The following is a 22,254-nucleotide window of genomic DNA, read 5'->3' on the forward strand; positions in this document are numbered from 1 at the left end:
CCTCGGTACGCTGATGGTCGGCATCGAGCAGAAGGTGCTCGGCGGCAATGTGCCGTGGACGCTGCATCACCAGCATTCCGATCACGAGATGCTCAAGCCCGCGTCGCAGTGCAAGCCGATCACATATCCGAAGCCGGATGGGAAGCTGACGTTTGACCGGCTCTCTTCAGTGTTCATTTCCAACACCAACCATGAAGAGAATCAGCCGGCTCACCTGACGCTCAAAGATCCTTCGGTGCCGGTGAACGTGAACTGGCAGACCTATGCCGGCCCGGAGTCACGCTATTGCCCGGCCGCAGTGTATGAGTTCGTGAAGAACGACGACGGCAGCGAACGCCTCGTGATCAACGCGCAGAACTGCGTGCACTGCAAGACCTGCGATANCCCTAACTATCCGAATATGTGATTCTGTTTTTTCTGCCTGCACGGCGCCGCTGGTTGTATGCCCACGGCGTTGGCTTTTTCTTTTCTTACTGGTGATTGGCGTTGCCCCCTTGCGGAGCTCACGCTAATAAGCCCAATACAAAAAGAAAGGCCAACGCCAAAAAACACAGACAAATGCCGCCGCCCAAGGCAAACGAACCAAACAATCAAACCCCGCCAAGCATCTCAATCCGCCTTCGCACTTCGGCCACAACCGGTGCCCAAACACCGATACCGGGTCTGGCGAAACAGCTCGACCGAATCGTACCAACCCGTGCGCTGCGTCTGATCGCCCCAAAACCAGGCCGACACACGATCGATCATCAAACATGTCGGCACACCCAGCGCCCCTGCCAGATGCGCGGGCCCGCTATCGATGGTGACAATCAGATCGAGATTCACCAGCAACGCAGCAACATCATCGAATCCGGACTCGAAATGATGCGTCAGGTCGACAACATCGGCGCCCCGCGCGCGCCACTGCGCGACCGTCGAGCTCCGCCCGGGCGACAACGCGAAGTACGTCGTTCCCGGCACGCTCACTAACGGCTCGAATTGCTCGACCGGGCACCGAACGACGCATGTCACGGACATGTTTCGGGTTCCCGTTCCACACCAGTCCGACCTTGCGATTGCCTCGTTTGCCGGCGGCATGTGCGCCGGGTTTGCAGGCAGCATGAATACCTATCCGCTCGCGCCACGCCTGAGCAAGCGCCGGCTCCGCGTTCAGGTACGGTGAGCCCCACCCCCTCGCGTCGAAAACGCCAAGCCGCAGCGGCAGGCTCATCAACCCGCAATGAAAATCCGGCCGCGTTTCAAGAGCGGTATCGAGCGGCAAATCCGCGGGCAACATGCGCTCGAACAAATGCCGCAAGGGTCCATCGTGACCGAAGATCACGCGGCCACCTTCACGTCGCGCCCGCTCGGCCAGCAGCGGCAGAAAACGCGCCCCCCACAGGCAGTCGCCATTGCCTTGCTCGCCGTACACCACCAGCGTTTTGCCGGCTAGCGATTCGCCCTGCCAATATGCATTGATCGCAGCCAGCGCATGCTGCGCGTCGTTCAGATCGTCGCCGAACGCCATGCGCGATTCGTAATGCGCCCAGCCCTCGGCTTAGCGCCCCGAGCGGATTTCGAGCTCCGACAGATCGAACAGCGCATGCATGTTATTCGGCGACAGTTCGAGCACCCGCCTGAGCACCCCTTCCGCCTCGCCGAAACGAGCCTGTTCCTTGATGCACAGCGCCAGCTTATGCAACGCCACCGGACTGCCCGGCGCAATGCGCACCGCTTCGCGCAGCAGCTGTTCGGCCAATTTGAAGTCGTCGCACTGCTGCACGGCAGCCGCGCGCCAGATCAGGGCGTCGGCATCGTCGGCGTTCTGTGCGAGAAGTAGCGCGGTGGCAGAGTCGACCAGCGCCCAATCGCGCACGATGAACGCCGTTTATGCAATCGCATGGAGCAGTGACGGATCGCAGGAAGGATCGAGTCGGTAAGCGCGCACCAGAGCGGCGAGCGCCTCGCGTTGACGGATCTTGTCGCGACCGGCGCCTTGCAGCAGCTTTTGCCCGAACGCGAGACAGTCGGCCGCGCCGGCCTGCGGCGCGGCGACACGTGCGTGCAGGCGCGCGAGGCGGCTATCTGCCGGCCCAGCGTTCGAATCTGCCATCGAAACAATGCTGCGCGGGTCGAACGACGGGGTTCAGCGAGCGCACTTCACTTCAAGGCGCGCTTGCCGCGATCTTCGGCGTGGCCACGCGGACGTCGCCACATTGCGCGCGGTGCCGCAGCGCGTGGTCGATCAGCACCAGCGCGAGCATCGATTCGGCGATCGGCGTTGCGCGGATGCCGACGCACGGATCGTGACGCCCGAACGTTTCGACGATCGCCGGCTGACCCGCCTTGTCGATCGAGCGGCGTGGCGTGCGAATACTCGAGGTCGGCTTGATCGCGATCGAGACCGTGATGTCCTGTCCTGTCGAAATGCCGCCGAGCACGCCGCCCGCGTGATTGCCGACGAACCCCTCCGGCGTCAATTCGTCGCCGTGCACCGAGCCGCGTTGCGCGACGCTGGCAAAGCCCGCGCCGATCTCGACTCCCTTCACCGCGTTGATGCCCATCATGGCGTGCGCAATGTCCGCGTCAAGGCGGTCGAACAGCGGCTCACCGAGTCCAACCGGCACCCCGGAAGCCACGACGTTGATGCGCGCGCCGATCGAATCGCCGTCCTTGCGCAGCGCGTCCATGTAGGTTTCGAGTTGCGGCACGATATCCGCGTTCGGCACGAAGAACGGATTCTCGCGCACGTGCGCCCAGTCGACGAACGGCACGTCGATCTCGCCGAGCGCCGCCATATAGCCGCGAATCTCTGTACCGAAATGCTCGCGCAGCCATTTCTTCGCAACTGCGCCGGCCGCCACCGTCGGTGCCGTCAGACGGGCCGACGAACGGCCGCCGCCGCGATAGTCGCGAATGCCGTATTTCTGCCAATAGGCGTAGTCCGCGTGACCCGGGCGGAAAGTTTCGGCGATGTTGCCGTAGTCTTTGCTGCGCTGGTCCGTATTGCGGATCAGCAGCGCGATCGGCGCGCCCGTGGTCCGGCCTTCGAACACGCCGGACAGGATCTCCACCTTGTCTTCTTCCTGACGCTGCGTGACGTGGCGCGACGTGCCGGGTTTGCGGCGGTCGAGCTCGATCTGGATGTCGGCTTCGCTCAGCGCCATGCCCGGCGGACAGCCGTCGATCACGCAGCCGATTGCGGGACCATGCGATTCGCCAAAGGACGTGACAGTGAAAAGCGTACCGAGAGTGTTGCCGGACATGGGCGTCGTCCAAAGGAAAGCGGGGAAAGCGCTATTATGCCAGCCCCACGGGGCAAGGGCTGCGCTGTGCCGAACCCGTTCGCACGGCTGAGCGCCCGCTCCACGTGCGGGCTCCTCGCGCTACTTCTTGCTACTTCCGCGCGCCGCGCAGTTCGGCGACGATCTGCTGCAACACCTCCGGCGTCGCAGCCGCTGGATCGAGCGGTTCGCCGACGGCCAGCGTCAGCCGGCTCATCACGCCTTTCTGGACCGGCCTCGGCCAGCGCGCGTCGTCGGCGCGCGAAAACACGCTGCCCCACAACCCGCGCAGCGCCATCGGCACGACCGGCGCCGGTGTGCGGCGAATGATCTCGGTCACGCCGTGACGGAACGGATTCATCTCGCCGGTCTTCGTCAGCTTGCCCTCTGGAAAGATACAGACCAGATCGCCGTCGGCGAGCGCCTGCGCGCAGCGCTCATAGGCGTGCTTCAGCAATTCCGGATCCTCATGCGCGGGCGCGATCGGAATCGCCTTCGCGTGGCGGAACACCCAGCCGGCGAACGGCGTCCTGAAGATCTGATGATCCATCACGAAGCGGATCGGCCGCGGGCTCTCGGCCATGATGACGATCGCGTCGACAAAGCTCACATGGTTGCACACCAGCACGGCCGCGCCCTCATCCGGAATGCGTTCGGCGTGCACCAGACGAATCCGGTAGAACGTATGCACCAGCACCCACGCGACAAAGCGCAGCAAAAACTCGGGCACGAGAGAATAGATGTAGGCCGCTACCACGATGTTGAGCAGCGCGGTAACGAGGAAAATCGCCGGAATGCCGAAGCCGGCGGCGGTCAGGCCCATCGCCATCAGCGCCGAGACGATCATGAACAGCGAATTCAGAATATTGTTCGCGGCAATGATGCGTGCCCGATGGCTCGGCTGGCTGCGGCTTTGGATCAGCGCATAGAGCGGCACGCTGTAAAAGCCGCCGAACATCGCCAGCAGGAACAGATCGGCCAGCACGCGCCAATGGGCGGGCCGCGCGAGGAACTCGCCGACGCTCAACAGATGACCCGCGGCCGGCAACGCGTGGCTGGCGAAAAACAGATCGATCGCGAACACGCTCATGCCGATCGAGCCGAGCGGCACGAGGCCAATTTCGATACGCCGCTTCGAGAGCTTTTCGCACAGCAGCGAACCGGTGCCGATGCCGATCGAGAAGGTGCCGAGCAGCACGGTCACGACATCCGGATTGGCGGACAGCACGTCTTTCGCGAAACGGAAAAACGACGACAGAAAGGTCGCGCCGACGAACCACAGCCAGGAAATACCCAGCAGGCTCAGAAACACCGTGCGATTTTCGTGCGCCAGTTTCAGGTTGCGCCACGTCTCGCTGACCGGATTCCAGTTGATGCGCAAATCGGGTTGCGGCGCCGGCGTGACCGGCACGAAGCTCGACATGGCTCGCCCGACCAGCGCAATCGCGACACAGGCGCAAGCCAGCAGCACCGCGCCGTGCTCGGCGAAACCCGCCCCCGCACCGCCCACGATCGTCCCGATCAGGATCGCGACGAAGGTGCCCATCTCGACCAGGCCGTTGCCGCCGACCAGTTCCGGCTTCGACAGATGCTGCGGCAGGTACGAATACTTGACCGGCCCGAAGATGGTCGAATGCACGCCCATCAGAAAGGTGCACAGATACAGCAATGGCGCGCTATGCAGCCAGAAGCCCGCGCCGCCGATCAGCATCACGACGATTTCGAAGCTCTTGACGAAGCGGGTCAGCATCGCCTTGTCGTACTTGTCGGCGATCTGACCGGAGGTGGCCGACAGCAGCACGAAGGGCAGGATGAAGATCGCCGAAATCAGGAACGCCGCGGTTTTCGGATCGACGCCGGAAAACCGCGCTGCCTGATACGTGACGAGCGACGTGAAGCCAATCTTGAAGACGTTGTCGTTCATCGCGCCGAGGAACTGGGTCCAGAAAAACGGCGCGAAACGGCGCTGGCCGAGCAGGCGGAACTGGGACTCGTGCGCGTTGTGAGCGCGGGCGGCGCGGCGGGCGGCGGGTAACGGACGATCGCTCATGAAGGTCGGAGAACGGACTAAAAGAGCAACGATGGACAAAGGAACCTGCGCCAACCCGGCGCGCGGCAGAAAACGGCGTTGACGCTAAACCAGACGCAAAAAAGGCGCACGCTTTCGCGCGCGCCTTCGGTGCACCTTCAAGCTCGCGGCAACGGATCGAGCGCCGCTGCGAGCCGTCATGAATCAGCGCGCCGGTTGCTGTTCCTGCTGTTCTTCCGGCCAGTCGCGAATGTACGCCTTGAGCATACGGTTTTCGAAGCCCTGCTCTTCGACCACGGCGCGCGCGACGTCGTAGAACGAGATGATGCCCATCAGCGTGCGGCTTTCCATGACCGGCAAATAGCGCACGTGATGCTCGAGCATCATGCGCCGCACTTCGTTGACGTCCGTTTCCGGCGTGCAGGTGAGCGGGTGATCGTCCATCACCTTGCGGATCGTCGAGGTGCCGACGCTGCCGCCGTTTTTGCTCAACGTCAGGATAATCTCGCGAAACGTCAGCATGCCGACGAGGTCGCCGTATTCCATCACGACCAGCGAGCCGATGTCGTGGTCGGCCATCGTATTGACTGCGTCGTGCAGCGTCGTATCCGGCGTGACCGTGAAAAGGGTGTTGCCTTTGACCTTAAGAATGTCGCTGACTCGCATAATCTGTCTCCGTAACGCCCGCTAAGCTTGCGAAGCATGAATGATTTTCGATCCTAGCGGAAAGACCCATAAAAGGAAAGCGGCCCGCCCGCCAAGGCGCAGCGGGGGTTCGCGCGCCGCGCCGGGCAAAACCCGGACTGCGCCCATCGGGAAAACCGCGCTTGAAGCGATTCGTGCCGGTGATAGGATGGCCGCCACTTTCACCTTTCGCGAGGCCGCCCGTGGCTTCGCCGCCCACGATGTCCGCCAACCGTTTCGATACGCTTGCGCTACACGCCGGCGCAGCGCCCGACCCCGCCACAGGCGCACGCGCCACGCCCATCTACCAGACTACCTCGTTTTCGTTCCGCGATTCGGACCACGCCGCTGCGCTCTTCAATATGGAGCGCGCCGGCCACGTCTACTCGCGAATCTCGAACCCGACCGTGGCCGTGTTCGAAGAGCGCGTCGCCGCGCTGGAAAACGGCGCGGGCGCGATCGGCACCGCCAGCGGCCAGGCGGCGCTGCATCTGGCGATCGCCACGCTGATGGGCGCAGGCTCCCATATCGTCGCCTCCAGCGCGCTGTACGGCGGCTCGCACAACCTGCTGCACTACACGCTGCGGCGCTTCGGCATCGAGACGACTTTCGTCAAACCGGGCGATCTCGACGCGTGGCGCGCGGCGCTGCGCCCTAACACGCGCCTGCTGTTCGGCGAAACGCTCGGCAATCCGGGCCTCGACGTGCTCGATATCGTCAAGGTCGCGCAGATTGCGCATGAGCACCGCGTGCCGCTGCTGGTCGACTCGACGTTCACCACGCCCTACCTGCTCAAACCGTTCGAGCACGGCGCCGACTTCGTCTACCACTCGGCGACCAAATTCCTCGGCGGCCACGGCACGACGATCGGCGGCGTACTGGTGGACGGCGGCACGTTCGACTTCGACGCATCGGGCCGCTTTCCCGAATTCACCGAGCCCTACGAGGGCTTTCACGGCATGGTGTTCGCCGAGGAAAGCACGGTCGCGCCGTTCCTGCTGCGCGCGCGCCGCGAGGGCTTGCGCGACTTCGGCGCCTGCCTGCATCCGCAGGCCGCCTGGCAGCTGCTGCAAGGCATTGAGACGCTACCGCTGCGCATGGAGCGGCACGTCTCGAATACGCGCAAGGTGGTCGACTTCCTCGCCGCCCACGCAGCAGTGGAAAGCGTCGCTTATCCGGATCTGCCGACGCATCCGGACCATGCGCTCGCCCAGCGTCTGCTGCCGCGCGGCGCGGGCGCGGTATTCAGCTTCAATCTGCGCGGCGACCGCGCCGCCGGACGCAGCTTCATCGAAGCGCTGTCGCTGTTCTCGCACCTTGCGAACGTTGGCGACGCGCGCTCGCTGGTGATCCATCCGGCATCGACGACGCACTTCCGCATGGACGCCGCCGCGCTTGCCGCAGCCGGCATCGCCGAAGGCACGATCCGCCTTTCGATCGGCCTGGAAGATCCCGACGATCTGATCGACGACCTCAAACGCGCGCTTAAAGCCGCGCAAAAAGCGAGCGGAGCCACTTCGCCCAAAGCCGGCCCGTCCGGTCAGTCCGCCGCGTCCGCTGCCGGCGGCGCGGCGCGCCCGGAGTCAGCATGATCCTTACCGTTCAAGGCAAACCGGCCTACGCCTATACCGGCGGCAAACTGTTCGACGCCAGCTTGCCGAGCGCCATATTCATTCATGGCGCCGAACACGACCATAGCGTATGGGCGCTGCAAACACGCTACTTCGCGCACCACGGCTTCGGCGTGCTGGCGGTGGATCTGCCCGGGCACTGCCGCAGCGACGGTCCGGCGCTTGTCACTGTTGCGGCCATGGCCGACTGGCTGGCCGCCCTGCTCGACGCCGCCGGCGTGCAACGCGCATTCGTGGCCGGTCACAGCATGGGCTCGCTGGCCGCACTCGACTTCGCCGGCCGCTATCCGGAACGCGCGACGCACCTTGCTCTGCTCGCCACCGCCGTGCCGATGCCCGTCGCCGACGCCTTGCTCGACGCCGCGATGCATCGCGAGCCCGATGCAATCGGCATGGTCAACCAGTGGTCGCATTCGACGCTCGCCGCGAAGCCCTCGTGCCCCGGCCCCGGCTTCTGGCTGCATGGCATGAACCAGCGGCTGATGGAGCGCGTCTCGGCGAGCGGCGAAGCACATCTGTTCCATACCGACTTCACCGCCTGCAACACTTACGCGGACGGCCTCGCGCGTGCCGAGCAGGTACGTTGCCCGACACGGCTGATCGTCGGCAGACGCGATGCGATGACGCCACCGCGCGCGGCCAAAGCGCTCGCCGACGCCCTCGCGCAAGCCGGGGCACACGTCGACACCGTCACGCTCGAAGCCGGTCACGCGCTGATGACCGAGCAACCCGATGCCACACTCGACGCCCTGTTCAACTTCGCCTCAAAGGCGGCAACCGCCGCCCGATAGTTGCCACGCATGCCGCGAGCGGCCTCCGGCAACCATCGCGAGTGGTCACGATAGCCGCGCCGATGGGCGCGCGCCATCGGCCAAATGGCCAGGTTGCGCGCATGGCCCGATAGCCGCACAATGGATTCAAGCCTGTCCACTTTCGAGCGCGCTTTGAGCACGTCGGCGCGCGGCGAAGCATCTTCCGATGCGACAGGCATGGAGTCGACAAGCGTCGAAATTCGGAGGCCGTGATGGCTCAAACCGCGCACACCGATCACTTCGCGAGTTTCGCGGAGTTCTATCCGTTCTACCTGAGCGAGCATCGCAACATGGTCTCCCGCCGGCTGCATTTCGTGGGCTCGCTAGGCGTGATCGGCTGTCTCGCCATGGCGCTCGCCACCGGCGACTGGCTATGGCTGCCGGCCGCCGTCGTCTGCGGATATGGCTTTGCCTGGGTCGGACATTTCTTCTTCGAGAAGAACCGGCCGGCGACTTTCCGGCATCCGCTCTACAGCCTGATGGGCGACTGGGTGATGTTCAAGGACATCTGCATCGGGAAGATTTCGCTGTAGTTTGGTTGTAGTTCCGCTGTCTTTTTGCCGCACGCAGTTCGGCTGCAACGTCAGGCGGCTTGATGCGGCATTGAAGAAGTGCCCCGCTCGTTTTCCTCGGCACGCGCCGCACGCGCGGCGGCGCGCGCCGCCAGCAGCGTGGCGAGCGTCACTTTCAGCTCGTCGTTCTCGAGCGCGGCCAGAAGTGTTGCGCCATCCACGCGCGTCGACTTGAGTCCGAGCTGATATTCGAGCTCCGCGCGATCCACCACGAACAGGTTGAACAAGCGCTCGACGGTGATCTGCGCCGGATTCGCCAACAAAAGAAAATGCGGCCGCATGCCGTCTTCCTGCAAGCACGCGATCCATTCGATCTCCTCGAGCTTTTGCAGCAGATTGATTGTCGTATCCATGTCGCGGCGAAGCATGCGCGAGAGTTCCTGCAACGTGTAGCCGCGCTTGCCCGCATCGCGCGCTTCCGAAAGCCGGGCGAGCAGTTCGAGCGAGTCGAACAGATCGCTGCCTTCGAAAGTGGGCCGGTGGAACTGGCCGATGCGGATCGCCGGTAATGCGGACGCAATCATCGCCCCCGCCAGCGTGATGAACCAGCACAGGTACATCCACAGCAGGAACAGCGGGATCGCGGCAAATGCGCCGTACACCGCAGTGTAGGTGGGAATACGCCGCACGTAGTAACCAAAGCCGCGCTTGGCGAGTTCGAACGCGATTGCAGCAGTGACGCCGCCGATCACCGCGTCGCGCCATTCCACCCGGCAGTTCGGCAGATAGACGTAAAGAATCGTGAAGGCGAGCGCTGTCAACGGTAGCGCAGCGCCGGTGAGCGCCCATTCGATCATCGCCGGGATACGCTGGGTCGCCGTGAACGCCATCGATTGCGTGAACAGATAAGACGAGATCGACAGGCTCACGCCGATCAGAATCGGCCCGAGCGTAATGATCGCCCAATATACCAATATGCGCTGCGCGATCGGCCGCGCCTTGCGCACCCGCCAGATCACGTTGAAGGCGGATTCGACCGTCATCATCGTCATCACCGCGGTGAGGAACAGCACGATCATGCCGATCGTGGTGAGCCCCTTGGCCTTCGACGCGAACTGGTTCAGATACTTGAAAATCTGACTATTGAGTTGCTCGGGCATCAGATGGTCGGCAAGAAAGAACTGCAGCGACTCCTGAAACGAGCTGAATAACGGAAACGCGGTGAACAGCGCAAACGCGACCGTGGCGAGCGGCACGAGCGCAAGCATGCTGGTGAACGTGAGGCTGCCGGCCACCTGCGGAATGCGATCTTCGCTGCTGCGCTTCGCGGCAAACTGCGCGAGCCGTTTGAGCGTATCGAGATCGAGACGCACCCTGGACAACAAACCCACCTCCTCGCTTCATGAACCGGTCTCTCGGGACAGTGCGCCAAGCCTGGCCGAACGGCTATACATGGCCTGTGCAGCGGACCCAACCCCTATAATACCCGTTCACCGATGAGGCCTATGAAAGACATTCTCGTGCTCTATTACAGCCGCCACGGCGCCACGCGCGAGCTCGCGCTGGCGATCGCGCACGGCGTCGACAGCGTCCCGGGCATGCAGGCGCGCGTGCGTACCGTGCCGGCGGTTTCGACCGTCTGCGAAGCGACCCAGCCGGACATCCCCGTCGAAGGTCCACCCTACGTCGAACTGCGCGACCTCGAGGAATGCGCCGGTCTGGCGCTCGGCTCGCCAACCCGCTTCGGCAACATGGCCGCGCCGCTCAAATACTTTCTCGACGGCACCACGCCGCAATGGTTGTCAGGCACCCTGGCTGGCAAACCGGCGTGCGTGTTCACGTCGACCGGCAGTCTGCACGGCGGCCAGGAATCCACGCTGCTGTCGATGATGCTGCCGCTTCTCCATCACGGCATGCTGATCGTCGGCATTCCCTACACTGAAAGCGCGCTGACCACCACGCAAACCGGCGGTACACCGTACGGCGCATCCCATTTCGCACGCGCGGGCAGCGCCGAACAAGGCATCTCCGCCGACGAAAAAACGCTCGCAATCGCGCTGGGCGCACGCGTCGCGCGCACAGCGGCGTCGATGAGCGAACGTCCGTGAGCGGGCCCGATGCCCGAACGTCCGGGAGCGAACCCGATGCTCGAACGTCCATGAGCGGGCCCGATGTCCGAACGTCCGTGAGCGGACCCGATGCTCGAACTTCCATGAGCGGGCCTGATGCCCGAACGTCCGTGAGCGGACCCGATGCTCGAACGTCCATGGGCGGGCTCGATGGCCGAACTTCCGTGCATGGACCGGATGCGGCAGTGGCCGGGGCATCGCCAACAGACGCGACAGCGGCCAACGCATCAGCAACTGCAAGCGCCATACCCCTACAGCAAAACCACTCAAGCGCGCTCGGCGCTACCGCGGCGCTACTCGCGCTGATCGTGTTGTCGGTTGCCTGGGAAGGGTGGCTCGCGCCTCTGCGGCCAGGCGGCTCGGTGCTGGTGCTCAAAGCATTGCCGCTGCTGATCGCGCTGCCGGGCGTCTGGAGGCGCCGGCTTTACACGCAGCAATGGGCGTCGATGCTGATCTTGCTGTATTTCGCCGAGGGCATCGTGCGCGGCTGGAGCGACCACGGTTTGAGCGCGCAGCTCGGCTGGCTGGAAACCGCGCTCTCGGTGGTTTTTTTCGTCTGCACGCTCGCGTATGTCGCGCCGTTCAAGCGCGCGGCAAAACAGGCCGCGAAACAAGCGGCGAAACAAGCGGCGAAACAAGCCACGGAGCAAACCGCGGAACAATCCGCCAAGCACGCCGCAAGGCAGGCCGTGCAGCAGACAACCAGGCAGCAGCCCCCGCCCGGCGCCGAATGAGGACAGCGCTCCCCGCATAACTTATCCGCCGAACACCCTGACCGACCATCATGACCGAAGCCGTATTCCTCACCGCATGCCGCGACGCCATCGGCGCCGCCCACGTGCTGACCGACCCGCACGACACCGCCCCCTACGGCACCGACTGGCGCCGCCGCTACACCGGCGCGGCCTGCGCGGTGCTCTGCCCGGCCACATCTGAAGAAGTCGCGGCGCTCGTGAAGCTCGCCGTCGAACATCGCATCGCGCTGGTGCCGCAGGGCGGCAACACCGGCCTTGCCGGCGGCGCGACGCCGGATGCGAGCGGCGCGCAGGCAGTCGTCAGCCTGCGGCGTCTGAACCGCGTGCGCGACATCGATCCGCACAACAATACGATCACCGTCGAAGCCGGCGTCATCCTCGCCGAGGTGCAGAAGCACGCGGAGGAAGCGGACCGGCTGTTCCCGCTGAGCCTCGCCGCCGAAGGCAGTTGCACGATCGGCGGCAATCTCGCCACCAACGCGGGCGGCACCGGCGTGCTGCGCTACGGCAACACGCGCGAGTTGTGCCTGGGCCTCGAAGTGGTCACGCCGCAAGGCGAACTGTGGGACGGCCTGCGCGGACTGCGCAAGGACAACACGGGCTACGATCTGCGCGACCTGTTCATCGGCGCGGAAGGCACGCTCGGCATCATCACCGCCGCCGTGCTCAAGCTGCATCCGCAGCCGGCCGCTCGCGTCACGGCGGTCGCCGCGCTGGCGTCGCCTCATGCGGCGCTCGATTTCCTGTCGCTGACGCAACGCGTCGCCGGACCGCTGCTGACCGGTTTCGAATTGATGTCGGACTTCTGTCTGCGGCTGGTCGGCCGTCATTTTGCGCAGATGCGCTATCCGTTTGCCGAGCCGCACGCTCAAGTGGTGCTGCTCGAACTGTCGGACAGCGAAAGCGAGGAACACGCGCGCGGCCTGTTTGAGCACCTGATGGAAACCGCGCTGGAAGAAGGTCTGGTGGAAGACGCGGTGGTAGCGGAAAATCTCGCGCAATCCCAGGCTTTCTGGAATCTGCGCGAACACATTCCGCTTGCGCAGGCGGAAGAAGGTCTGAACATCAAGCACGATATCGCGGTGCCGATTTCGCGCATCGGCCACTTCATCGAGGAAACCGACGCGGCGATCGCGCAAGCAGTGCCGGGCGCGCGAATGGTCACGTTCGGCCATCTGGGCGACGGCAACCTGCACTACAACGTACAGGCGCCCGAGGGCGTCGGCGCCAAGGCGTTCCTCGATGAATTCCAGAGCTCGATCAATCAGATCGTGTACGACAGCGTGCACCGCCACCGCGGCAGCATCAGCGCAGAACACGGGCTCGGTCAATTGAAAATCGACGAAGCGATGCATTACAAGCAGAACGTCGAGGTGCAGTTGATGCGCGCCGTCAAACGCGCGCTCGATCCGCTGAACCTGATGAACCCGGGCAAGGTGCTACGCTAACGTTAGAGGCCCCCGCTTCGGGGCCGCCGCAGGAGCCGTTCGTGAAGATTCGAGTGCTGTCCGATCTGCATCTGGAGAACGACGAGCCCGAGCTGATCCCGCATGCGCAGGCGGATCTGATCGTGCTGGCCGGCGACATCCACAATCACGCGGCCGGGCCGCGCTGGGCCGCGCAAACTTTCGACGGCGCCGTGCCGGTGGTCTACGTGCCCGGCAATCACGAGTACTACGACGGCGAATTCGGCGCGCTCGAAACGGCGCTCTACGACGCGGCGGCCTCGGTCGATAACGTGCACGTGCTAAACAACGCCGCGCTGGTCGACCCGGAGGGCCGCTGGCGCGTACTCGGCACGACCTTGTGGACCGACTTCGCGTTATACGGCGCCGACGAAGCCGCGCTCGCCCAATCCATCGAAGCGGCGCGCCAGGTGATGCTCGACTTCCGCGGCCTGATCCAGATGAACTGGCCGCACGACATGCTGGATGCGCCGCGCGATTTCACGCCCGCCGACTCCATCGCGCTGCACAGGCACGCGCGCGCATGGCTCGAGAGCGAGCTGGCCAAACCGTTCGACGGCAAGACGATCGTCGTCACGCATCACGCGCCGCACCGGCTGAGTCTGGCCGAGCGCTACGCGCAAGACCGCGTGTCGGCCGGATTCGTCAATCATTTACCGGAACTGGTGCGCGCGCCCGTCGCGCTGTGGATTCACGGACACACGCATACATCGTTCGATTACACGGTGAACGGCACGCGCGTGGTGTGCAATCCGCGCGGCTATCTCGACCGGCGCACCCGTCAACCGGAAAATCCGCAGTTCGCCTGGGACAAGGTGGTAGAGATCTAGGGCTGGCTCGGGCCGATCTGGGTAGCCAGGCTACGCGGCGCGCACTACGCTGTTGTCATCGGCTGCGGCTGGGGTCGGCCCTGTAGTGACTGACGTGCCGACGCCAGTCGGCTTGATCGGCTTGATCGGCTTGATCGGCTTGATCGGCTTGATCGGCTCGATCGGCTCGATCGGCCGATTCAGTCAGGCAGGTCGAGCCGGTCGCGTCCGGAGGTCGCTCATGTGTGGTCGAATCAGTCAGTACCGCGATCCGCTTCGTTATGCGCAGCATCTCGGCCTCAGCGATCCGCTGATGCTGTTCGACGCCGCCGACCGCCGCCCCGGCTACAACCTGTCGCCCGGCACGCATCCGCTCGCGATTTATCCTGACCAAACGCTGCGTGCGATTCACTGGGGTTACTGCCCAGACTGGGCACGCGTTCAACATCTGCCGCAAACGATCAACGCCCGTGCCGAAACCGCGGCGCACGCCCGCTATTTCAAGGCCCTGTGGAAAACCGGACGGGTATTGGTGCCGGCGGACGGCTGGTTCGAATGGCGCGTAGAGGCGGCGCCCGACACGGATACCGGCGATGACGCGGTACAGAGCGCGGTACAGAGCGCGTTACAGAGCACGACCCGGAGCACGACCCAAGGCACACGCCAGGGTGCGGGAACGATCCGCCAGCCCTACTTCGTGCGCCTGAAAAGCGATGCGCCGATGTACTTTGCCGCGCTATCGAGCGTGCGCGGCACTGCGCCGCAAACGGAGGGTATGGGATTGGTGATTGTGACGGCCACCGCCGACGCTGGCCTGATCGACGTGCATGACCGCCGTCCGCTGGTGTTCGCGCCGGATGCGGCGCGCCGCTGGCTGGACCCGGCGCTGCCGCCGGACGAACTCCAGCAGCTCGCGCGCGGCGCCTGCGTACCCGCCGGGCGCTTTCGCTGGCACCGCGTGAGCCCCGAGGTGGACCGCACGCTCAATGACGAGCCGCGTCTGATTGAAGCGCTGGACTGAAACCGCGGCGCACCGGCCGAAAAAACTCAATAACTAAAGCGTGTAAAGCGTGCCCGCTGAATGGGCCTACTGGATGTGCCAGGTGAATATCCCAGCCAAGGCGGCAATTAAGCGCGGCAATCAAGCTGGTAATTAAGCGGGCAATCAAGCGAAGCGCGACAACCCGGCGTGCCAGCCAGGCACGTCAGCAAAACTCAGCGGTCGCGCCTTTGCGTAGACAAATCCGCCGGACGCTCGACCTTGATCGGCACCAGTTGCGGCTGCTGTTCACGCAGCCGGCGCAGCAAATCGCGCGATGCGGCGATGCCGATCAGTCCCAACATGACGGCCACGCCGATCATCAGATGCGTATCCATGAATCCCTCGTCCTTCCAGTTGTTGCGATTCGCCGAATGGCTGCTGACTGAACGCGTCCGGCTGAAGTCGGCCGCGCGTGAACGACACGTTAGCAAATCGACCGCGGCGCAGAAGTAAGGAAATGTTGCGACGCGACACTTCTGTAACAACGCGTCACGGCCGGCGCGCCCAATCTGTCAACCGGCGCCGCCGCGCCGCATCAGGTGCGCGCAAATTTGCGCAGCTCGGCCTGGTCGACCGCCAGCGTCGCGGGCAGCTCGTCGCGCAGAAATTCGACCCAGGTGCGGATTTTCGCGTCCAGATATTGCCGCGACGGATACAGCGCATACAGATTCATTTCCTGCGATGTGTACTCCGGCAACAGCCACACGAGCTCGCCGCTGCGCAAACCGCTGATCGCCGAATAGATCGGAATCAGGCCGACGCCCATGCCGCTGCATACCGCGACCGCCATCGCTTCCGCCACGTTCACCTGGAACGTCGTCGGTCCTAATGCGATCGTTTCCTCGCCGTTCGGGCCGTCGAAAGTCCATTTATCGGTCGGAAATACCGGCGTGACCATTTGCAGGCAGGTATGCCGCACCAGGTCGGCGGGCGTCTGCGGCACGCCGTGCCGCTCCAGGTAAGCCGGCGAAGCGCACGCAATGCTGAACGCGCTGCCGAGGCGCTGCGACACCAAACCCGAATCCGGCAGACCGGTGGCGAGCGTCAGCGCCACGTCAAATCCTTCGTCGAGCAGATCGGGCAGGCGCTGCGCGAGCGTCAGCTCGATATGCACATCCGGATAACGCTGCTGATAACGGCTGACGGCCGGCACCACATAGTGCTGGCCGAAGCTCGTCATCGCGTGGACCTTGAGTTTGCCGGACGGCCGCGCGTGGGCGTCGCTCGCTTCCGCCTCGGCCTGATCGACGTACGCGAGGATCTGCTCGCAGCGTTGCAGATAGCGCTCGCCGGCCTCGGTCAACGCGATGCGGCGGGTGGTGCGGTTCAAGAGCCGCGTGCGCAGGTGCGCTTCCAGATCGGACACCGCGCGCGACGCGTACGCCGTGGTCGTGTTCAGGTGCTGCGCAGCACCCGTAAAGCTGCCCGCTTCGACGACGCGGACAAATACGCGCATGTTTTGAAGCGTATCCATAGCATTCCTTGAAGATCCGCAGCGATTGTTACACGATTCGCAAAGGCGATTGTCTCATCTTCCGTAAAAATGCCTTGCATCTTTACCGGTTATTCCCCAATCAATCGAAAAATATAATGGCGCACAAGGTTCTATAGCTATTTGTGGAGGAAATCGTGCAGTCTCCGGTACCGAAAGGGATCGCCGCCGTCGCGGTTCTTACGATCCTATTAACAATCGCCGGCTGTGCCAATACCGGAGGCATCGCGCCGCAAGCCAGCGGAATCGAGCCCGCGTCGCTCGATGCGGGCAACGCCATCCGGGCCGCCGATGCCGACGCGCAATGGCCGGCCGCCGACTGGTGGCGCGCTTATAACGACCCGCAGCTCAATGAGTGGATCGACGCCGCGCAGGCGGGCAATCCGACGCTGGCCGTGGCGCAGGCGCGCGTACGCGAAGCCGCGTCGATGGCGGGCGTGGCCCGTTCGGCGCTGTCGCCGCAGGTCAACGGCAGTCTGTCGATCCAGCGTGAGAAATGGGCCGACAACCTGTACTACGGCCCGGGTCCGCTCGCGGGCGAGCAGTCGTGGAACAACACCGGCACGCTGGGGCTCGCGTATCACCTGGATATCTGGGGCAAGGACAGGAACGCAGCCGAACGCGCGCTCGACTCCGCGCATGCAAGCGCCGCCGATGCCCGCGCCGCCCAGCTCGAACTGGAAGGCAATGTGGTGCGCACGTACATCGACATGTCGATGAACTACGCGCTGCTCGACATCGCCAGGGCCACGTTGCAGCAACAGCAGCAGATCGCCGATCTGGCCACGCGCCGTCTGAAGGGCGGCATCGGCACGCAGCTCGAAGTGAGCCAGGCCGAAACGCCGCTGCCGGAATACGAACGGCAGATCGATGCAATCGAAGAACAGATCGCACTCGGCCGCAATCAGCTGGCCGCGCTGGCCGGCAAAGGTCCGGGTGCGGGCGATTCGATCCGCCGTCCGGTACTCGCGCTCGACGCGCCCGCCGGCCTGCCGAGCACGCTGCCCGCTGATCTGATCGGCCATCGGCCAGACGTGGTCGCGGCGCGCTGGACGGTGGCGGCACAGGCGCGCGGCATCGATGTCGCCAAGGCCGATTTCTATCCGGACATCAACCTGCTGGCGTCGATCGGCGGTTATGCGGCGATGGGGCCGCTGTTCCAGTTCCTGAAGAATCCGTCGCATAGCTGGAGCGCCGGGCCGGCGCTGTCGCTGCCGATCCTCGACGGCGGGCGGCTGCGCTCGCAACTCGGCGCGGCGTCGGCGGGCTACGACGAGGCCGTGGATCGCTATAACCAGTCGATCGTCGGCGCGCTGAAGGACATCGCCGACCAGGTGGTGCGGATCCGCTCGCTCGCCGCTCAGGCAGACGACGCCGATCGTTCGGTTGCGGCGGCCCGCAAGAACTACGAATTGTCCCGCGAAGGCTACCGGCGCGGCCTGACCGACTATCTGAACGTGCTGGTCGCGCAAAGCCAGTTGCTGCGCGCGCAGGAAGGCGTCGCGAAGATTCAGGCCGAGCGCCTCGGCGCGCACGCATCGCTGGTCACGGCGTTGGGCGGCGGACTCGACGAACCGGCCAATGGGCCGCAGCAAGACGAAACGCTGCCGGGGCATGGCAAGGGCAAGAGCAAAGCCGCAGCCGATTCGACCGCCGCGGCCGGGCCGTCGGACACGCCGGCGCAAACGGGCTCCACCAGCCGCACAAATAACGCCGCGCAGGTTTCCACCACAGCACAACCGCAGAGCCGGGCCGCCTCGCCGGCAAAACCGACGCGCGCTGCAGCAAAGCGTGCCGACGGCAACGCCCGCCTGAGCGCCGCGACGAGCACCAGCCGCTCGTCCACCAGCGCAAGCGCGGCTGAATGAGGACGTCGACCATGTCAGCCACCCCTTCTCCCTCCTCGCCGCCGGCCTCGTTCGCCGCGCTTTGCACGGCCGTCGCCGACTGGGCGCACACCGACGGCCGCACGTGGGCCTATCTGTTTAAAACGCTCGCCGCCTGTTTTCTCGCGCTCGGCATCGCGATGAAGCTCGACCTGCCGCAACCGCGCACCGCGATGACCACCGTCTTCATCGTGATGCAGCCGCAAAGCGGGATGGTGTTCGCCAAGAGCTTCTACCGGATCTGCGGCACGCTGGTCGGCCTCGTCGTGATGCTCGCGTTCATCGGCCTCTTTGCGCAGCAGCCGGAAATGTTCATTGTCGCGACCGGGATCTGGGTCGGCATCTGCACCGCCGGCGCCGCGCGCAACCGCAATTTCAAGTCGTACGGTTTCGTGCTGGCCGGCTATACCGCCGCGCTGATCGGCATTCCGGCTTCGCAACATCCGGACGGCGCGTTTCTGAGCGCCCTCACGCGGGTCGCCGAAGTGGTGGTCGGCATCGTTTGTGCGGGCGCGGTCAGTGGTCTCGTGTTGCCGCAATACGCCGGCTTGCAGATGCGCAGCACCGTGCGGGCGCGCTTCTCGGCGTTCGTCGAGTACGTGTCCGCGTCGCTGGCGGGCCGCAACGACCGCGCGCAGATCGAGGCGACCAACGCGCACTTTGTCGCCGACATCGTCGGCTTCGAAGCGGCGCGCAGCGTGGCCATGTTCGAAGGTCCCGGCTCGCGGATGCGCGGCGGCCGCCTCGCGCGTCTGAACAGCGAATTCATGACGGCATCGACGCGCTTTCACGCGCTGCATCAACTGATGAACCGGCTGCGCGACGCCCAAACGAGTGGCGCAACCGTTGCGATCGAGGCGCTCGAACCGTACTTCAAGGAGATCGCCCCGCTGCTCGCGAAGTCCGGCGAGCCCGTGCTGAGCGCCGCCGATGCCGCGCACGCCGCCGCGCAGCTCGATACCTACAAGGCTGCCTTGCCCAAGCGTGTGCGCGAGACGCGCGCCGCACTGGAAACGCAGGCGGACACGCCGCTGCTCGACTTCGACACCGGCGCCGAATTGCTGTACCGCTTCGTGGACGATCTGCATGCGTACGCGGCGACTTACGCGTCGCTTGCCGTCGACCGGCACGAGCGCGAGCGCTGGATCGAGCGTTACGAGCCGAGGACCAACTCGATTGCCGCGGGCGTGGCCGGCTTGCGCGCGGCCATCGTGATGATGGTGCTCGGCGCGTTCTGGATCGCGAGCGCGTGGCCGAGCGGCTCGACGCTCGTGCTGACTGCGGCAGCCACCTGCGCGCTGGCGTCGTCGTCGCCGAATCCGATGCGCACCGCGTTCCAGATGGCCGGCGGCACGCTGGCCGCCTCCGTGCTGGGGATGATCGCGGTGTTCGGCGTGTATCCGCACATCGACGGTTTTCCGCTGCTGTGCGCCGCGCTCACGCCGTTCCTGCTGCTCGGCGTATTCATGACGACGCGGCCGTCGCTGGCCGGCTACGGGATCGGCTACTGCATCTTCTTCTGTTTCCTCGCCGGACCGGACAACGTGATTCGCTACGATCCGAGCGGCTTCATCAACGATTCGATCGCGCTGCTGCTGTCGATGCTGGTGACGTCGATTGCCTTCGCGGTATTGCTGCCGCCGTCGGCACCGTGGCTGCGCAATCGTCTGCTGACGGATCTGCGCCGCCAGGTGGTGCTGGCGAGCCGCGCGGGCATGAGCCGGGTGCGTTCGCGTTTCGAGAGCGGCGCGCGCGACCTGATGTTCCAGATCAACGCGCTCGCGCCAGGCGAGCCCGCGCTCAAGCGCGACACCTTGGGCTGGCTGTTCTCGGTGCTCGAAGTGGGCAACGCGATGATCGATCTGCGCGGCGAAGTGGCGGCCCTGCCCGCCGATGCGCGCTACGCGAAGACGATGCCGTGGCGGGTGTCGCTGCGCGCGATGCGCAGCGCGGTGACCGCGCTCTTCGAGCGGCCGCGCGCGGACCGCTTCGACCGCGCGCTGGCGGCGACCATCGACGCCATCGCCGCGGTTCAGCAGATGCTGGCGACCTTCACGCCGCCGCGTGAGGAGCGCCAACGGCTACAAGGCATCCTGAGTCAACTGCATTTCATTCGTACCGCGCTGCTCGATCCGCAATCGCCGCTTGAACCGCTGGTGAGCGGACGTGCCGACGCGTCTGAAGGAGTTCGTCATGCCACGTGATATTGCCGTTTTCGACGCCTACGTGCCGGCCATCGTGCTGCTGTTTATCGCGGGCGCCGCGCTTACCTGGGTGTTGGACCGTGCGATTGCCCATACGGGCTTGTATCGCATGGTGTGGCATCCGTCCCTGTTCCGGGCCAGCTTGCTCGTGTGTGTGTGCGGCGTGCTGGGTCTCGCCGTTTATCGTTGATCAGAGTCGAAACATGACCGTTCGAAATTTTGTGGGCTTCGTCGCGACTGCCGTTGTTTTTATCGTCGCGATTTTGATTGGACGCGTGCTGTGGGTTCATTACATGGATGAACCGTGGACGCGCGATGGGCGCGTGCGCGCCGAGATCGTCAACGTGGCGCCGGACGTGTCGGGTGCGGTGGTCGATTTGCCTGTCAAGGACAACCAGTTGGTGAAGAAAGGCGATCTGCTGATGCAGATCGATCCGTCGCACTATGAGATCGCCGTGGAGCAGGCGCAGGCGGCGGTTGCCGCGCGCAAGGCCGAATTGCAGATGCGGCGCGACGATGCGCAGCGGCGCGCGGATATGGATGCTTTGGTCGTCTCCAAGGAGAGCCGTGAGAACGCGACGCACACTGCGTCGGCTGCTGACGCTGCCTATCAGCAGGCTCTCGCCGCGCTCGATGCGGCCAGGTTGAACCTGGCGCGCACGCGGGTGGTGTCGCCTGTCGACGGTTACGTCACCAATCTCAATGTTTTTCGCGGCGACTATGCAACTGCGGGTTCTGCCAAGCTGGCTATTGTCGATAGCCATTCCTTCTGGGTTTATGGGTACTTCGAGGAGACCAAGCTTCCTCATGTTCGCGTCGGCGACAAGGCTGAAGTTCGGCTGATGAGCGGCGGCACTCTGCAAGGGCATGTCGAGAGCATCTCTCGAGGGATCTACGACCGCGATAATCCCGAAAGCCGCGAGTTGCTGGCGGATGTCAATCCGACTTTCAACTGGGTGAGATTGGCACAGCGCGTGCCCGTCAGGGTGAGGATCGATTCCGTACCCGACGATGTCGTGCTTGCAGCAGGGATTACTTGTACGGTTGTGGTCAAACCCAGCTGATGTGTTTTGCGATGGGGCGGTTTGGCAGTACTCCTTTTAGCTGTATCAGCCATTCCGGTTCCGCATCCAGTCAGCGGTCTCGAAGAACGACCCCAGCAGCCTCTCGCGCAGCGATTCGGCAAGCCCCACGTCCTCCATGGCCCAGGCCATACACCTGAGCCACTGATCCCTCTCGCTGGACGCGATGGCAAACGGCAAATGCCGGGCCCTCAAGCGAGGATGCCCGAAGCGGCTGATGTAATGATCGGGCCCGCCCATCCATCCGCACAGAAACCAGAAAAACTTGTCCCTCGAACCCTCGAGCGACTCCGGATGCAAAGCCCGAATCCCGGCGAACTCGGCCTCGAGATCCATCAAATCGTAAAACCGGTCGACCAGCTCGCGCACGCGAGCTTCGCCGCCCACCAGTTCGAAGGCCGTCGGTCCCGCCGCGGACCCTTCGTCGTCAAGATCGCTCATACCCAGCCACACAACAA

At 64.5% G+C, this 22,254-nt stretch carries 20 protein-coding genes and 1 pseudogene; 13 read left to right on the plus strand and 8 right to left on the minus strand.

Annotation, left to right across the window (positions count from 1 at the left end; all coding sequences use genetic code 11):
* On the plus strand, positions 1-406 hold a 406-nt coding region (locus DLM46_RS22415), incomplete at its 5' end, for a 4Fe-4S dicluster domain-containing protein (RefSeq protein ID WP_208866314.1).
* Positions 407-590: 184 nt separating this feature from the next.
* Here the strand turns inward: DLM46_RS22415 and DLM46_RS22420 are convergent.
* The 4 genes and pseudogenes from DLM46_RS22420 to DLM46_RS22435 all read right to left on the minus strand — a co-directional run bounded on the left by DLM46_RS22420 (position 591) and on the right by DLM46_RS22435 (position 5,958).
* Positions 591-2,092, minus strand: a pseudogene (locus DLM46_RS22420) (glycosyltransferase family 9 protein).
* Positions 2,093-2,144: 52 nt separating this feature from the next.
* Positions 2,145-3,245, minus strand: coding sequence for a chorismate synthase (aroC, locus tag DLM46_RS22425; protein WP_115103968.1), 1,101 nt, complete (start codon positions 3,243-3,245; stop codon positions 2,145-2,147).
* 130 nt (positions 3,246-3,375) lie between these two features.
* On the minus strand, positions 3,376-5,313 hold the full coding sequence (locus tag DLM46_RS22430; RefSeq protein WP_115103970.1) for an MFS transporter: 1,938 nt from the start codon (positions 5,311-5,313) through the stop codon (positions 3,376-3,378).
* 183 nt (positions 5,314-5,496) lie between these two features.
* Positions 5,497-5,958 carry a CBS domain-containing protein gene (locus DLM46_RS22435; protein WP_115103972.1) on the minus strand — a complete coding sequence of 154 codons (462 nt, stop codon included), beginning with the start codon at positions 5,956-5,958 and terminating at the stop codon, positions 5,497-5,499.
* Positions 5,959-6,197: 239 nt separating this feature from the next.
* On the opposite strand from DLM46_RS22435, the gene DLM46_RS22440 reads away from it, so the two are divergent.
* From DLM46_RS22440 to DLM46_RS22450, 3 genes are all read left to right on the plus strand, one after another.
* On the plus strand, positions 6,198-7,568 hold the full coding sequence (locus DLM46_RS22440) for an O-acetylhomoserine aminocarboxypropyltransferase (protein WP_115103974.1): 1,371 nt from the start codon (positions 6,198-6,200) through the stop codon (positions 7,566-7,568).
* Positions 7,565-8,398 (plus strand): alpha/beta fold hydrolase, encoded by an 834-nt coding sequence (locus DLM46_RS22445; protein ID WP_115103977.1) that lies wholly within the window; start codon positions 7,565-7,567, stop codon positions 8,396-8,398. Before DLM46_RS22440 ends, DLM46_RS22445 begins: the two co-directional genes overlap by 4 nt.
* A gap of 233 nt (positions 8,399-8,631) precedes the next feature.
* On the plus strand, positions 8,632-8,952 hold the full coding sequence (locus tag DLM46_RS22450; RefSeq protein WP_115103979.1) for an Mpo1-like protein: 321 nt from the start codon (positions 8,632-8,634) through the stop codon (positions 8,950-8,952).
* Positions 8,953-9,002: 50 nt separating this feature from the next.
* Here the strand turns inward: DLM46_RS22450 and DLM46_RS22455 are convergent, their stop codons facing one another.
* A complete protein-coding gene (locus tag DLM46_RS22455; protein ID WP_208866315.1) occupies positions 9,003-10,316 on the minus strand; it encodes a YihY family inner membrane protein in 1,314 nt (437 codons plus the stop codon).
* Between the two features lie 120 nt (positions 10,317-10,436).
* On the opposite strand from DLM46_RS22455, the gene wrbA reads away from it, so the two are divergent.
* From wrbA to DLM46_RS22485, 5 genes are all read left to right on the plus strand, one after another.
* Positions 10,437-11,039: an NAD(P)H:quinone oxidoreductase gene (wrbA, locus tag DLM46_RS22460; RefSeq protein WP_115103982.1), complete on the plus strand. Its 603-nt coding sequence runs from the start codon at positions 10,437-10,439 to the stop codon at positions 11,037-11,039.
* Positions 11,040-11,197: 158 nt separating this feature from the next.
* Positions 11,198-11,794 carry a DUF2069 domain-containing protein gene (locus DLM46_RS22465; RefSeq protein WP_115103983.1) on the plus strand — a complete coding sequence of 199 codons (597 nt, stop codon included), beginning with the start codon at positions 11,198-11,200 and terminating at the stop codon, positions 11,792-11,794.
* 50 nt (positions 11,795-11,844) lie between these two features.
* Complete coding sequence (locus DLM46_RS22470) at positions 11,845-13,263, plus strand: FAD-binding oxidoreductase (RefSeq protein ID WP_115103984.1); 1,419 nt, start codon at positions 11,845-11,847, stop codon at positions 13,261-13,263.
* Between the two features lie 41 nt (positions 13,264-13,304).
* Positions 13,305-14,111 (plus strand): metallophosphoesterase, encoded by an 807-nt coding sequence (locus DLM46_RS22475; RefSeq protein ID WP_115103985.1) that lies wholly within the window; start codon positions 13,305-13,307, stop codon positions 14,109-14,111.
* 220 nt (positions 14,112-14,331) lie between these two features.
* The gene (locus DLM46_RS22485) at positions 14,332-15,111 is read left to right on the plus strand and encodes an SOS response-associated peptidase (protein ID WP_115103987.1); all 780 of its coding nucleotides are present in this window, start codon (positions 14,332-14,334) and stop codon (positions 15,109-15,111) included.
* A 194-nt stretch (positions 15,112-15,305) separates the two neighbouring features.
* Here the strand turns inward: DLM46_RS22485 and DLM46_RS39580 are convergent, their stop codons facing one another.
* Both DLM46_RS39580 and DLM46_RS22490 read right to left on the minus strand, forming a co-directional pair.
* Positions 15,306-15,467 (minus strand): hypothetical protein, encoded by a 162-nt coding sequence (locus tag DLM46_RS39580; RefSeq protein WP_165848044.1) that lies wholly within the window; start codon positions 15,465-15,467, stop codon positions 15,306-15,308.
* A gap of 200 nt (positions 15,468-15,667) precedes the next feature.
* Positions 15,668-16,606: a LysR family transcriptional regulator gene (locus DLM46_RS22490; protein WP_115103988.1), complete on the minus strand. Its 939-nt coding sequence runs from the start codon at positions 16,604-16,606 to the stop codon at positions 15,668-15,670.
* Between the two features lie 155 nt (positions 16,607-16,761).
* Here DLM46_RS22490 and DLM46_RS22495 point away from each other — a divergent pair, with 155 nt between their 5' ends.
* From DLM46_RS22495 to DLM46_RS22510, 4 genes are read left to right on the plus strand one after another with little or no spacing between them, the layout of a single operon-like run.
* Complete coding sequence (locus DLM46_RS22495; protein WP_115104277.1) at positions 16,762-18,492, plus strand: efflux transporter outer membrane subunit; 1,731 nt, start codon at positions 16,762-16,764, stop codon at positions 18,490-18,492.
* Positions 18,493-18,503: 11 nt separating this feature from the next.
* Positions 18,504-20,714, plus strand: a complete 2,211-nt coding sequence (locus DLM46_RS22500) for an FUSC family protein (RefSeq protein WP_115103989.1) — start codon at positions 18,504-18,506, stop codon at positions 20,712-20,714.
* Positions 20,704-20,904 (plus strand): DUF1656 domain-containing protein, encoded by a 201-nt coding sequence (locus tag DLM46_RS22505; RefSeq protein ID WP_115104279.1) that lies wholly within the window; start codon positions 20,704-20,706, stop codon positions 20,902-20,904. The genes DLM46_RS22500 and DLM46_RS22505 overlap by 11 nt, the downstream gene beginning before the upstream one ends.
* A 13-nt stretch (positions 20,905-20,917) precedes the next feature.
* Positions 20,918-21,778, plus strand: a complete 861-nt coding sequence (locus DLM46_RS22510) for an efflux RND transporter periplasmic adaptor subunit (RefSeq protein WP_115103990.1) — start codon at positions 20,918-20,920, stop codon at positions 21,776-21,778.
* Between the two features lie 45 nt (positions 21,779-21,823).
* Here the strand turns inward: DLM46_RS22510 and DLM46_RS22515 are convergent, their stop codons facing one another.
* Positions 21,824-22,237 carry a group II truncated hemoglobin gene (locus tag DLM46_RS22515; RefSeq protein ID WP_115103991.1) on the minus strand — a complete coding sequence of 138 codons (414 nt, stop codon included), beginning with the start codon at positions 22,235-22,237 and terminating at the stop codon, positions 21,824-21,826.
* Positions 22,238-22,254: the final 17 nt, after the last annotated feature.

It is taken from the genome of Paraburkholderia lacunae, from assembly GCF_003353175.1.
Lineage (GTDB): Bacteria > Pseudomonadota > Gammaproteobacteria > Burkholderiales > Burkholderiaceae > Paraburkholderia > Paraburkholderia lacunae.